The following is a 12291-nucleotide window of genomic DNA, read 5'->3' as shown; positions in this document are numbered from 1 at the left end:
ACATCACCTGGGGGGCGGCGCGATGCTGCCCCTCAACACCAGCCGACAACCAAGTTCCAGCCGATGCGCCGGACGTGTCGGATCGGCTGCCACCAGCCGCTGCTCCAGCAGCGCAAGCGCCGCACCGCCCAGCCGGTCGGCCGGCAACTGGATAGTGCTGAGCGGCGGCGCGCTGAAGGCCGCCGGCATGATATCGTCGAACCCCAGCACCGAAACATCGTCCGGCACCCGGATACCCGCTTCCGTCAACGCCTTCAGGCAGCCGAGCGCCAGATTGTCGGCGGCGCAGAAGATCGCCGTTGCGTTTCGAAGCGGACGCTCCTCGGCAAGCAGCCGGCGAATGGCAGCCTCGCCCCATTGCGGCTCATAGCTTTCCACCTCGACAACCATATCCGAAGGCACGGCAAGGCCGGCCGCGAGATACGCATCGCTGTAGCCATCATAACGGCGGCGGATCGTCGTGCGCCCCTTCCAGGTGATATGCAGGATATTGCGATGCCCGAGCGACAGCAGATGCTCGATGCCGAGACGCGCGCCAAAACGGTTTTCCGCCGTCACCGTATCGACGATCATCGCCGGGTCTTCGCCATTGATCAGCACCACCGGCCGGCCGAGCGCCGACAGCGCCTCGACCAGTTGCTGCCTGTCATCATTGAGAACCACGATGCCATCGACATTGTCTGCATCGGCAGCAGCCGCCACAGCGACCGGATCAATCCGGCTCGTTGCACTCACATAAGGAACGATGCGAATGCCGCGCCGCTCGCATTCGCGCCGAAAGCCGTTCAGCATCGTCCAGCTGACCATGTTGAGGTCGCTCTGCGGTGCTGCATCATTGGTCATGGCCAGAAGTACGACACGCAGCGTGGCGATCGTCGCCTTCTGCCGGCGGTTTTCGAGATATCCGAGCGTGCGGGCCGCTTCCAGCACCCGCTCGCGAACCTGCGTGGTCAAAGGCGCGGTGCCGTTGATGGCGTGCGAAGCCGTGCTCAGCGAAACATTCGCCTCCCGCGCCACGTCCTTAAGCGTCGTTTTCCTATCCGCTTTCATATAGGGGAAATTCAACCACTCTTTTTCGGACAGTGCGGGCAGAAAGCCTGCCCCACGCAGTCGATCTGAAGAATACCCGTGCCTGTTTGCTGCTCTCTAGTCTGGGGAAGACTACAGCATCATCCGTAAATGCGGAATTGATTTCTCTGGGTTTTTGCCATCACCTGGCCAAAAGCACCGCCCGCAGCAAGCTGCGGGCGGCAAGGCGGTCAGAGCGCCTGGGAGATATGGTCGATGCTGTCCTTCACGGCAGCCAACGGGTCCTTCAACTCATGCACTTCCGTCGCGAAGGGTTCGAAGCTGTAAGGCCCCTGGTAACCGGCCGCCTCCAGCGTTTTGATCTGGGCGATATTCTCCAGCCGGTCGCCGCCATCTACAAGAACACGGTGAGCGTCGAGCATGTCGGCCACGGATACCGCAAGGTCGGTAACACCGGAAATGTGGACGAGGCCGGTGTGTTCGGGGAAGAACGCCGTCTCGCCCGCGAGGTGATGGTGGAAGGTGTCGTGCACCAGCCTGTAGACATCGCCACCGCCGGCCGCGTCGATTGCCCTGATGGCCTCGGCCTTGGTGCGCAGTGACGAGACCGGGAAGCCGAGCGGTTCGACGAAACCGATCAGGCCGCGTTCTTCGAGGATCGGTTTCATGGCCTTCAGCGCCGTGACGAGATCGTCAAAAGACACCACCGTGCCGTCATTCAGCGGGCACATGACCAGCGCCTTCGCACCGCTTGCCGCGGCATAATCGGCCATGGCAACAGCCCTCAAAGGCAGGTCGCCCGACCAGACGTTGAAGGGGTAAAGCGCATTGATCGAGATGATCGTCACGCCCGCCTTTTCGGCCGCCACCTTCACCGCCGCCGGATCCGTCGTGCCGACAATATCAGGCAGGTCGTTGCGGATTTCGACTTCGGTGAGGCCGAGCCTGCGGGCGGTGGCGAAGAACTGCTCGAGGGAAAGCTTCGGCGCGGTGATGTGGTTGATGGCAAAACGCATGAAAGACCTCACTGGTAAAGAGCAGGACGGGTGGGAAGCTCGATTGCGACGGCCACCCCGTCCGTCTCCTGCGCGGCAACGCAGGCATCGGAGGTGATGGCGGCCACGTAGCCGTCCCAGGAATTGGGCCCCGAGGCCGTTCCCTTCGCCGCCGCGTGGATGAAATCCTGCAATTCCACATCGTAGCTGGCGATGAAGCGATCCTTCCAGTCGGTGAGGATATCGTTCTGCAGCTTGGCGCCGAGGCGTGTCTGCACCGACATCGGCTCCGGCAGGCTGGCAATGCCGTCTTCACCCACCACCTGGCACTGGATATCATAACCGTAATGGCAATTGACGAAGATTTCGACGTCGATGATCGTGCCCTTCGCCGTCTCCAGAATGACGATCTGCGGATCCTTCAGTCTCGCATGGCTGCGCGCGGCGGAGCGGGGGAAGAGCACACGGGCGGAAACATAGTCATCGTCGAGCAGCCAGCGCAGCACGTCGATCTCATGGATCATCGTGTCGTGGATCGCCATGGGCGTCACATATTGCTCCGGAACCGCCGGGTTGCGGTGCGCAGCATGCACCATGATCGGCGCGCCGATCCGACTGTCCACGGCCTTTTTCAGCGCCACGTAACCGGCGTCGTAACGGCGCATGAAGCCCACCTGAACCAGCCGCTTGCCATGCGCCACCTCGGCGTCGACGATGCGTCTTGCGCCTTCCGCCGTGGTGGCCAGCGGCTTTTCGCAGAAGCACGGCTTGCCGGCGGCGATGGCCGCCAGCACATATTGCTCATGGGTTGCGCCCCAGGAGGTAACGAGCACCGCATCAACATCGGGTGACGCGATCAGCTCTTCGCCGGTGGCGAAAACTACGGCATCCGGCGCGATATCTTTTTTGACCGCCTCGGCCGAGGCGCGATTGACGTCGCTCAGCGCAACGATCTTCGCGCCACCCAGAACCTGATTGATACGGCGGGCGTGATCACGCCCGATTGCGCCGGTGCCGACGACACCAATTCTCACAGTCATCTGAAAAACCTCATTTCCAGTATTTGGCGACGTATCGCCGGGTTTCGCTGAGCATGAAACGCGCGCTGTCATCGACGCGGTCTTCCCAGGCAAAGACGCAGTTCGACAGCACCCCATCGAATTTCATGTCGGCGAGCGTCGCAAAGAAGGTCTCCCAGTCGATCTCGCCCTGGCCGAAATCCGTGTGCTGATGCACCCGGACCTTGGAGCCGGGGGGATTGACGATGTAACGCAGCTGCGACGACTTGTTGTGGTCATAGGTATCGGCAAGGCGCACATGCACCAGATGGCCCTCGGTCGCGCGCAGGTTCGCCACCATGTCCGGCCCGTAGAAGAAGGTATGCGGCGCGATGAAGGAGGCCCTCACCGCCTTGGAATTGATGGTCTTGATGATGTCGATGGCCGGCGCGATCTCCTCGAGCCAGTCTTCGGGATGCGCCTCCAGCGACAGCACCAGCCCTTCCCGCTCGAGGATCGGCACCAGAATATCCATGGCGCGGAAGAACTGTGCCTCGCAGGTTTCCGGGCGGTGCAGGCCGGAACGGTCGTTGAGGCTGCGATCCGGCGAGCCGCCACGGCCGAATTCCGAAACGAACATCGGGCATTCCATCTCGACGGCAATCTCGATGGCGCGTTTCCAGTTGTCGATCGCCACCTCCCATTCGTCCGGATAGGGGCTTGCCCAGCGATACATGGGCTGCAGCGTGGCAAGGCCGACACCATGGTCCTTCAACGCCTTTTTGAATTCGGCGACCCGTTCGGGATAGACCTTCGGCCTCGTCCACCAGGAGAGGAAATCCGGGCGCGGCGAAAGTTCGACGTAATCGTAACCGAGGTCTGCGACCTTGCGGCAGGTTTCGGCCAGGGAGAGGTGCCGGAACATGTGGGGATCGAGCGTATGTTTCATGGCTGTTTCCAGTGGAGATAAACGGACCGGGGCCAAAGCCCCGGCTATTTCGCGTAGGCGGACATGTTTTCCGGAGTGACGAGTTCGAAAGGCACCCAGAGCGTCTTTTCGATGCTTTGCCCGGCAGCGGCCTTTACCGCCGTCTGGACGGAGACCTCACCCTGCTTCGTCGCATTCTGGTAAACGGTGATGTCGAGATCGCCGGCCTGCATGGCGGCAAGACCGTCCGGCGTGGCGTCGATGCCGGCAACGACGATATCCTTCATGGAAACGCCCGCCGCTTTGAGCGCCTGTGCTGCGCCGATCGCCATTTCATCATTATTGGCGATGACGGCATCGAACTGGATACCCGCCGTCAGCCAGGATGAAACGAGGTCCTGCGCCTGCGTGCGGCTCCAGTTCGCCGTCTGCTTTTCGAGGATGTCGATCTTGCAGTCCGGCTTGGAAAACACCGTTTCGACATCCTTGGTGCGCACCAGCGCCGCGTGGTTTTCCAATGGCCCCATCAGGATGACGGCCTTGCCCTTGCCGCCCATCAGCTTGCAGGCGGCTTCGGCTTCCATGGTGCCGGAATCGAGTTCGTTGGAACCGACAAAGGCCGTTCCATCAGGCAGGCCGGTTTCCAGCTCGGCCGGCGGATGGTTGACATAAACCAGCGGAATTTTCGCGGCTGACGCGGCCTTTGTGATCGCGGCGGTGGCATCGCCATCAACCGCATTGACGATGATCGCATCAACACCATTGGCGACGAAATTCTGCACCTGATTGAGCTGCTTTGACGGATCAAGCTGGGCATCCTCGACCAGAAGCTCGATGTTTTTATCGCGCCCGGCCTCTGCCCTGATGCCGTTGAGCAGGATCGTCAGAAACGGATTGTCGAAAGACGTCATCGAGACTGCGATGCGCCTCTCGGCAAGGGCCGGTGTCGCGCAGATGCAGAGTGCCGTCGCCATCAATAGTTTTTTCAAGGTTTCCTCCCGCGGAAATCGCCGCTGGTTCAATCATTCCGTGTCGCCGGAGCCGGCCATCTTGCCGGCTCCGGCGCGTCGGCCTGCCCGGCGGCACTCCCCGGGAGCGGAGAAGCCGCCTGGGCAAGGCCATGGCTCAATTCTTGGCCTGATAGTTCTTGAGGTTCGCCGGCGTGACCAGTTCGAAGGGCACGAAGACCTTCTTGTCGATGGCCTCACCCTTGGCGAGTTTCAGCGCTGCATCCAGCGCACCCTTGCCCTGGCCTGCGGCATTCTGGAAAACGCTCACATCCAGATCACCCGCCGCCATCGCCGCAAGCGCGTCCTGCGTGGCGTCGATGCCGGCGATGATGACGCTGTCCATCGACCGGCCGGCCGCCTTCAGAGACTGGATGGCGCCGATGGCCATCTCGTCATTGTTGGAAATGACGGCATCGAACTCCACGCCTGCCGAAAGCCAGTTGGTCATCAGGTCCGAGCCCTGCGTACGCGACCAGTTGGCGGATTGTTCCTCAACAAGCTTGATGAAGCTGCAATCGGGCGTGGCGACCACATCCTTGATATCCTGCGTGCGCATACGCGCCGCCTGGTTGGAAAGCTCGCCCATCATCACCACGGCCCTGGCTTCCGTCTTGCCCGCTTCCTTCAACAGCCGGCAGACTTCCTGCGTCTGCAGGGTGCCCGACTGTTTTTCATCGGAGGCGACAAAGGCCTGTTTGTCCGGCAGGCTGTCGAGATTGACCGGCTGGCGGTTGACATAAACAAGCGGAATGCCGGCGGCGGCGGCGGCCTGTGAAAGCGCTACGGTCGCGTCGGTATCGACCGGATTGACGATGATGGCATCGACGCCGGCAGCGACGAAATTCTGCACCTGGCTCAGCTGCTTGCCGACATCGTTCTGCGCATCCTCGACCTGCAGCGAAACGCCGTTCATGCCCTTGGAATAATCGATCATGCCGTTGCGCAGCACAGTCAGGAAATTATCGTCGAACAGCGCCATCGAAACCCCGACGGTCTCAGCCGACGCGCTCGTTGCCAGCATGGTAGCGAAAGCTGCAATTGCGAAATGTCTTTTCATGTCGTTCTCCTCCAAAACCCTTGAAAAGAACCGGTTGCACCATCTCGCGCATTTCGCGCTTTCATGGCTTTCCGGCAAAAGCTGCCCCTTCGCCGCGAAGGAAAATCCGCGGCGTCAAGCAACCCTGAAATAATCTAATGTCGTGAAGGTCGGCCTCCTGCCCGCTCCACAGGCGGCCAAGATTTCCTAGTCCGGCTGCGGCGTCAACGCGTCAGCAGCAGACAAAACCATCAAGCATGATAGAAACAGGCACGGGATTCATGATTGAATCCATCAAACCATCATAGGCTCTCAGGAACCCACAGATGTGCGGGCACGAAACGCTGCCCCGGCGTTTCCGCCATGCCGTGTTCGATGGTGTGAACCATGGTGGCCAGAAGGTCGGCGCAGAGTTCGCGCAGCGGGGTCTGGAAGACGCCGCTGATGCGCCGTTCCAGGAGCGCTTGACGGGATTCGGGGGTGAGTTCATTCACCAGACAGACGATGTTTTCCTGCTGGTTTTCCTGCTGCAACGCCTCGATCACCCCCTCCATGCCGCCGCCGACGCAATAGATGCCGACGAGATCCCGGTGCTTGGCAATGGTGTCCATGACCAGTTCATAAGTGAGCCGGCGTGTTTCCAGCGTAATCAGCGCATCCATTACCTCGAATTCCGGCGCATATTCGCGCATGTAACTTCGAAACCCGGTTTCGCGCAGGGAATGACCATGGAAACGGTGGCCGCCGAGGAGAAGAAGCACCTTGCCTTTACCGCGCGCCAGCCGGGAGATCATCCATGCCGCCGTGCGCCCGACCTTCATGTTGTTGGCGCCGAGATAGGCTTCCCGCACACCCTGGGCAAAATCGGAGAGCAGCGAAAACGTCGGTATGCCCTTGGCCTTCAGCGCTTCGACGGCAGCCGTGACATCGTGATGGTCGGGCCCGGTTGCGGCCACCGCCTGCACGCGGCCCTTCATGCCGGTCAGCAGCGCCGCAAGCTCGCTCGGCTCGCCCGACTGGGCGAATTCGATGCGCAGATTGAGATGACGATCCCTGACGTTGCGCGCCGCTAGCTCCAGCTCGTCAGCAAAGGTCTGATAAAAGGCATGCCGTTCCTTGCGCAGGATGATGCCGAGACTATAGGACGGCATATCGGCCAGCATGCGCTGGCGAATGATGTTGGTGGCGTGAAAACCGATCTTCTCCGCCGCCTCGAACACCCGCCGAGCGGTCTCCTCCCGCACCGGCAGGCGGCCGTTCAGCACCCGGTCGACAGTGGCGACGCTGACGCCGGCGGCTTTTGCGACATCGGTGATGGTTGGACGCTTCATATTGGCTCCCGCAGGCGGAAAGATTCCTGTCATGTCTTGCAAAACATGTCACGGATGATGATGGAATCCAACATGGGCGAAGGAATATGGCAGGGAGTACCGTGGTCCGAATGCTGAGGCGGCATCTCTCGGGTGGCGCCTGCTTTACCAGCGACACGACTAGTCCGCCACGCCTCCTCCCCTCATCCCTGTGCTTGTCACAGGGATCCAGCTAGCCCAAGTCCTTGGGCTAAAAGAAGTCTCTCCGCCGCGCGGACGCGTGTCGGCTGAATTCCTGTGACAAGCACAGGAATGAGGGGAAATGGGGTGGGTTGGTATGGGCCAAGAAAATCGTTGGCCAGCGGCCTGAACGGCCCAACCATCATGATGAAACCGCGCCAGCAGTATTCATACCCTCTTACAGCGACATTCGTGCCGTTTGACAGCAGCATCCGTACCGCCTCACGACGGCATTCGCCCATATCCCGATACCGAATGCCGCTATCCCGTCAGACCCGCTCCAGCGCCACGGCAATACCCTGCCCGACGCCGATACACATGGTGGCGAGCGCAAGCCGCTTGCCGGTGAGCGAAAGTTCAAGCGCCGCCGTGCCGGCAATGCGGGCACCCGACATGCCGAGCGGATGGCCAAGCGCGATCGCGCCGCCATTGGCATTCACCCGCGCATCGTCATCGGCAATACCAAGTTGGCGCAAAGTCGCAAGGCCCTGGCTGGCGAAGGCCTCGTTCAGCTCGATCACGTCAAGCTGCTCCTGCTTCAACCCGAGCCGGGCCAACAGCTTCGCAGAGGCCGGGGCCGGGCCGATGCCCATGACGCGTGGCGGCACACCGGCGGCGGCGCCACCGAGGATGCGGGCGATGGGGGTGAGGCCATATTTCTTCGCCGCTTCTGCTGAAGCGATGATGAGGGCGGCCGCGCCGTCATTAACGCCCGATGCATTGCCCGCCGTCACCGTCGCGCCATCACGTTTGTTCACCGGCTTCAGCTTCGCCAGCGCTTCGAGACTGGTCGCCCGCGGATGTTCGTCCTTGGCGACAACCAGCGGATCGCCCTTGCGCTGCGGGATCGTCACCGAAATGATTTCCTTGTCGAGACGGCCATTGGCCTGCGCATCCGCCGCCTTCTGCTGGCTGCGCACGGCAAAGGCGTCCTGATCCTCACGCGAGACCTGATAATCGACCGCGACGTTGTCACCCGTCTCCGGCATGGAATCGACGCCATATTGCGCCTTCATCAGCGGGTTGACAAAACGCCAGCCGATGGTGGTGTCGTAAATTTCGGCATTGCGCGAAAAGGCGCTTTCCGCCTTTGGCAGAACGAAGGGCGCGCGGCTCATGCTTTCCACGCCGCCGGCGATCATCAGTTCCGCCTCGCCCGATTTGACGGCGCGCGCAGCTGCGATGACGGCATCCATGCCCGAACCGCACAGCCGGTTGATGGTCGTTCCGGTGACGGAAACCGGCAGGCCGGCAAGCAACAGCGACATGCGCGCCACATTGCGGTTATCCTCGCCCGCCTGGTTGGCGCAGCCGAAGATGACATCCTCGACGGCTTCCCAGTCGACGGAAGGATTGCGTTCCATCAGCGCCTTCAGCGGCACCGCGCCGAGATCATCGGCGCGAACGGAGGAGAGCGCGCCGCCGAAGCGGCCGATGGGCGTGCGGATATAATCGCAGATATAGGCTTCGGTCATCGGTGTTTCCTCAAAGTTCCGGTGCGACGAGATCGGCAACTTCGCTATGCACATGAAGTGGTGCGCCGGTCATGGCCTGCAATTCCTCAAATGTCATCGCCGGCAGTTTTTCGCGCAGCACAAAACGGCCGTCCACCACGTCGATCACCGCATGGCTGGTATAGATGCGGGTGATGCAGCCGACGCCGGTCAGCGGGAAGGCGCATTTCTCAACCAGCTTCGGCTCGCCATTCTTGGTGACATGTTCGGTGATGACGAAGACCTGCTTGGCGCCATGCACCAGATCCATGGCCCCGCCGACGGCCGGCACGCCCTTGGAGCCGACGCGCCAATTGGCGAGATCGCCATTCTGCGCCACCTGATAGGCCCCGAGGATCGCCACATCCAGATGCCCGCCGCGCACCATGGCGAAGCTGTCGGCATGGTGGAAGAAGGCGGCACCCGGCTTCAGTGTGACGGCCTTCTTGCCGGCATTGATGAGGTTCCAGTCCTCTTCACCTTCCGGCGGGGCTTCACCGAAATTCAGGATACCGTTTTCGGTGTGGAAGATCGCCTGACGGCCGGGCGGCTGGTAGCGCGCCACCATTTCCGGAAAGCCGATGCCAAGGTTGACGTAAGCGCCGTCCTCAATGTCCTGCGCGGCGCGCCAGGCGATCTGGGCGTTGGAGAGCTTGATGTCTTCGCGGTTGTCGATGGTCTGGGTCATGCGTAGGCTACTCCCGCACGAATGAGGACTTCTTCCTGTTGCGGATCGGGGATTTCCACGACGCCGTTCACAAAAATGCCTGGCGTCACGACATGCTCCGGGTCGATCTCGCCGGCGGCGACGATCTTCGAGACCTGCGCGATGGTGGTCTTCGCGGCCATGCACATCAGCGGGTTAAAATTACGGCCTGCCTTGTTGTAGGTGAGGTTGCCATAGGTATCGCCAAGCTCGGCCTTGACGATGGCGAAATCCGCCTTCAGCCAGCGTTCCTGTACGTAGGAGCGGCCGTCGAATTCCGCGATGACCTTGCCTTGTGCCAGTTCCGTTCCGAAGCCGGTCGGGGTGTAGAAAGCCGGAATACCGGCGCCGCCAGCGCGGATGCGCTCCGCGAGCGTGCCCTGCGGCACCAGTTCCAGCTCGATTTCACCGGCCAGATAGCGGTCTGTAAAGGCGCGCGGATCGGAAGAGCGCGGGAAAGAGCAGATCATCTTCCTGACCATGCCGGCATCGATCATCGCGGCGATGCCGATGCGGCCGTTGCCGGCATTGTTGTTGATGACGGTCAGGTTCTTTGGTCCCCTGTCGATCAGCGCGTGGATCAGCTCGATGGGCGCGCCGGAGCCGCCGAAACCGCCGATCATGATCATCGCACCATCGCCGATGCCGGCAAGCGCCTCTTCCGCGCTCTTGATTGTCTTGTCCATTCTCAAAACCTCCATCCAGCCGAGCGGATGGAACCGGCAAGGCTGCGTGGCCATGAGGTAAAGCCGAAATTGCCTCGACGGCAAGGATTTTGTGCGTTATATGATTTTTGTTCGTATATCGCACAAATGGAGCTTGGGTATGGCCGTCAGCGAAAGAGACATGATGGGCGGTCTCGCCAAGGGATTGCGGGTGATCGAGGCTTTCAGCGCCGAGCGGCCGCGATTGTCCATCTCCGATGCGGCAGAGATCGCCGGCCTGGACCGCGCCACCACGCGCCGCTGTCTGCTGACACTTTCGGAGCTTGGATATGCCGCCTATGACGGCAAGTTCTTTACCGTCACGCCAAAGGTGCTGCGGCTCGGCACCGGCTGCCTCGCCACCATGCCGCTGCCGAAGATCGTGCAGCCGCTCATCGACCGCCTCTCGGAAGAGATCGGCCAAAGCACCTCCGTTTCTATCCTGGACGAGACCGAAATCGTTTATGTCGCCCGCGCCGCCCAACAGCGGGTCATGTCGATTGCGCTGATGCCAGGGTCACGTTTGCCCGCCTATTGCACCTCGATGGGCCGGGTTCTTCTTTCCGCACAAACACCCGAGCGGCGGCGTGACATTCTCGAAACCTCCCGGCTGGTTGCCCGCACGGAAAAGACGATCACCGACATGGACGCCCTGCTCGCCGAAATCGAGGTGACCGCTCATCGCGGTTATGCGCTGATCGATCAGGAAGTTGAAATCGGTCTTCGCTCCATCGCCGTGCCGCTGAAAAGCGTGCGTGGCCAGACGGTCGCCGCCCTCAATGTCGGGCTCGCCGCTTCGGTCGCCTCGATGGAATATCTGGTGGAGCGATATTTGCCGGCGCTTCTTTCCGTTCAGCGGGAGCTGGCGCGTATGCTGGTCTGAGGCGGTGTCAGCCGCGCGCCGGTATCGCCCATTTTGCGCTGTTCGGCGAGACGCCAGGCGCGCGGCGTCATGCCGGTCTCCCGCCTGAAGAAGCGGTTGAAATAGGCGGGATCGGCAAAACCCAGCCCTTCCGCAATCATCTGCACGCTGGAGACTGTAAAGATCAGCTCCTGCTGGGCGATCTCGATCTGACGCTTGGCGATCAGCCTTTGCAGGCTGAGGCCGGAGACCGAACGGACGAGCCGGTTGAGATGCGTCTCGGAAAGGCCGAGCTTCCCTGCATAAAACCCGGCTTTCTGCGGCTCGCGAATATGGCGGGCAATCAGCGACAGCAACCGTTCAAAACGCTGTTCGGCAAGGCCTTCGCCGCTGGTTTCCAGAAGCGGCCGCGCCGCCCGTGACAGAAGCGAAACCACAGTGGCGAGCTGGCCTTCGATCATCGCGTCGCGACCGATCTCGCGGGCCTCATATTCCGTGGAAATCCGTTCGAAACCGCTGCGTAGGCCTTCTTTGTCAGCAAAATCCCGCAGGGGCAGAAGCACCGGCTGCTGGAAATTCCGCAGCAAAAGCGCCTGCACCGATGCCGGCAAGGCACCCGGCAGCATGGTGACGATCACCCCGCCAATATCGCGTGAGAAGCGGAAGCCATGTTCGAAACCCGGCGGCACGATGATGGCGACCGGCGGGCGGATCGGCTCGATGCGACCCTCCAGCAACGCATCGCCCTCACCGCCAAAAATGTACAAGATTTGCAGAAAGGCGGCATGACGGTGCAGGCCGATTTCAAAGCGGTGCAGACTGCTCCGCGAAAAAAGCGTCTCGCAATGGAAGCGAAAATCGGTGCCCTGCGCGGCTTCTTCGCCGTAAAGCCCTTCATTGGCAGTTACCCGCATCTCACCCCACTCCTCCGCCTGATGGTCGGATTGTGCAATTTACGGACCGGAAAGTCCATTGAGCTT

The 12291-nt window shown here is 61.4% G+C and carries 12 protein-coding genes; 1 reads left to right on the top strand and 11 read right to left on the bottom strand.

The genetic code is table 11. The annotated features are described in order from the left end of the window. Positions 1-3: 3 nt before the first annotated feature. The 10 genes from O3S81_RS11235 to O3S81_RS11190 form a co-directional block, all read right to left on the bottom strand. Positions 4-1050, bottom strand: coding sequence for a LacI family DNA-binding transcriptional regulator (locus O3S81_RS11235; protein WP_269343160.1), 1047 nt, complete (start codon positions 1048-1050; stop codon positions 4-6). Positions 1051-1259: 209 nt separating this feature from the next. Further along, positions 1260-2045, bottom strand: a complete 786-nt coding sequence (locus O3S81_RS11230; RefSeq protein ID WP_269343158.1) for a TIM barrel protein — start codon at positions 2043-2045, stop codon at positions 1260-1262. An 8-nt stretch (positions 2046-2053) separates the two neighbouring features. Then, on the bottom strand, positions 2054-3064 hold the full coding sequence (locus tag O3S81_RS11225) for a Gfo/Idh/MocA family protein (protein WP_269343156.1): 1011 nt from the start codon (positions 3062-3064) through the stop codon (positions 2054-2056). 10 nt (positions 3065-3074) lie between these two features. Beyond that, positions 3075-3971 carry a sugar phosphate isomerase/epimerase family protein gene (locus O3S81_RS11220; RefSeq protein WP_269343154.1) on the bottom strand — a complete coding sequence of 299 codons (897 nt, stop codon included), beginning with the start codon at positions 3969-3971 and terminating at the stop codon, positions 3075-3077. 44 nt (positions 3972-4015) lie between these two features. Then, positions 4016-4924, bottom strand: a complete 909-nt coding sequence (locus tag O3S81_RS11215; protein WP_269343513.1) for a substrate-binding domain-containing protein — start codon at positions 4922-4924, stop codon at positions 4016-4018. Between the two features lie 151 nt (positions 4925-5075). Then, the gene (locus O3S81_RS11210) at positions 5076-6017 is read right to left on the bottom strand and encodes a sugar ABC transporter substrate-binding protein (RefSeq protein ID WP_269343152.1); all 942 of its coding nucleotides are present in this window, start codon (positions 6015-6017) and stop codon (positions 5076-5078) included. A gap of 281 nt (positions 6018-6298) precedes the next feature. Further along, on the bottom strand, positions 6299-7327 hold the full coding sequence (locus O3S81_RS11205; protein ID WP_269343151.1) for a LacI family DNA-binding transcriptional regulator: 1029 nt from the start codon (positions 7325-7327) through the stop codon (positions 6299-6301). 488 nt (positions 7328-7815) lie between these two features. Beyond that, complete coding sequence (pcaF, locus tag O3S81_RS11200) at positions 7816-9021, bottom strand: 3-oxoadipyl-CoA thiolase (RefSeq protein WP_269343149.1); 1206 nt, start codon at positions 9019-9021, stop codon at positions 7816-7818. Positions 9022-9031: 10 nt separating this feature from the next. Then, entirely contained in the window at positions 9032-9727 is a 696-nt protein-coding gene (locus O3S81_RS11195) for a CoA transferase subunit B (protein WP_269343147.1), read from the bottom strand. Continuing rightward, entirely contained in the window at positions 9724-10431 is a 708-nt protein-coding gene (locus O3S81_RS11190) for a 3-oxoacid CoA-transferase subunit A (RefSeq protein ID WP_269343145.1), read from the bottom strand. Before O3S81_RS11190 ends, O3S81_RS11195 begins: the two co-directional genes overlap by 4 nt. A gap of 139 nt (positions 10432-10570) precedes the next feature. Here O3S81_RS11190 and O3S81_RS11185 point away from each other — a divergent pair, with 139 nt between their 5' ends. Further along, a complete protein-coding gene (locus O3S81_RS11185) occupies positions 10571-11332 on the top strand; it encodes an IclR family transcriptional regulator (RefSeq protein WP_269343143.1) in 762 nt (253 codons plus the stop codon). Here the strand turns inward: O3S81_RS11185 and O3S81_RS11180 are convergent. Then, a complete protein-coding gene (locus O3S81_RS11180; RefSeq protein WP_269343141.1) occupies positions 11302-12225 on the bottom strand; it encodes a helix-turn-helix domain-containing protein in 924 nt (307 codons plus the stop codon). The two genes, O3S81_RS11185 and O3S81_RS11180, sit on opposite strands and share 31 nt — an antisense overlap. Between the last annotated feature and the right edge of the window lie 66 nt (positions 12226-12291).

Source organism: Agrobacterium sp. SOY23 (assembly GCF_027212525.1).
Classification (GTDB): domain Bacteria; phylum Pseudomonadota; class Alphaproteobacteria; order Rhizobiales; family Rhizobiaceae; genus Agrobacterium; species Agrobacterium tumefaciens_I.
The sequence above is the reverse complement of the archived record's forward strand: the minus strand, read 5'-3'. Positions and strand labels throughout refer to the sequence as shown.

What these genes read in the sequence shown, in the direction of transcription:
- O3S81_RS11235 (WP_269343160.1), bottom strand. Translation starts at nt 1,050, where the DNA reads ATGAAAGCGGATAGGAAAACGACGCTTAAGGACGTGGCGCGGGAGGCG.
- O3S81_RS11230 (WP_269343158.1), bottom strand. Translation starts at nt 2,045, where the DNA reads ATGCGTTTTGCCATCAACCACATCACCGCGCCGAAGCTTTCCCTCGAG.
- O3S81_RS11225 (WP_269343156.1), bottom strand. Translation starts at nt 3,064, where the DNA reads ATGACTGTGAGAATTGGTGTCGTCGGCACCGGCGCAATCGGGCGTGAT.
- O3S81_RS11220 (WP_269343154.1), bottom strand. Translation starts at nt 3,971, where the DNA reads ATGAAACATACGCTCGATCCCCACATGTTCCGGCACCTCTCCCTGGCC.
- O3S81_RS11215 (WP_269343513.1), bottom strand. Translation starts at nt 4,924, where the DNA reads ATGGCGACGGCACTCTGCATCTGCGCGACACCGGCCCTTGCCGAGAGG.
- O3S81_RS11210 (WP_269343152.1), bottom strand. Translation starts at nt 6,017, where the DNA reads ATGAAAAGACATTTCGCAATTGCAGCTTTCGCTACCATGCTGGCAACG.
- O3S81_RS11205 (WP_269343151.1), bottom strand. Translation starts at nt 7,327, where the DNA reads ATGAAGCGTCCAACCATCACCGATGTCGCAAAAGCCGCCGGCGTCAGC.
- pcaF (WP_269343149.1), bottom strand. Translation starts at nt 9,021, where the DNA reads ATGACCGAAGCCTATATCTGCGATTATATCCGCACGCCCATCGGCCGC.
- O3S81_RS11195 (WP_269343147.1), bottom strand. Translation starts at nt 9,727, where the DNA reads ATGACCCAGACCATCGACAACCGCGAAGACATCAAGCTCTCCAACGCC.
- O3S81_RS11190 (WP_269343145.1), bottom strand. Translation starts at nt 10,431, where the DNA reads ATGGACAAGACAATCAAGAGCGCGGAAGAGGCGCTTGCCGGCATCGGC.
- O3S81_RS11185 (WP_269343143.1), top strand. Translation starts at nt 10,571, where the DNA reads ATGGCCGTCAGCGAAAGAGACATGATGGGCGGTCTCGCCAAGGGATTG.
- O3S81_RS11180 (WP_269343141.1), bottom strand. Translation starts at nt 12,225, where the DNA reads ATGCGGGTAACTGCCAATGAAGGGCTTTACGGCGAAGAAGCCGCGCAG.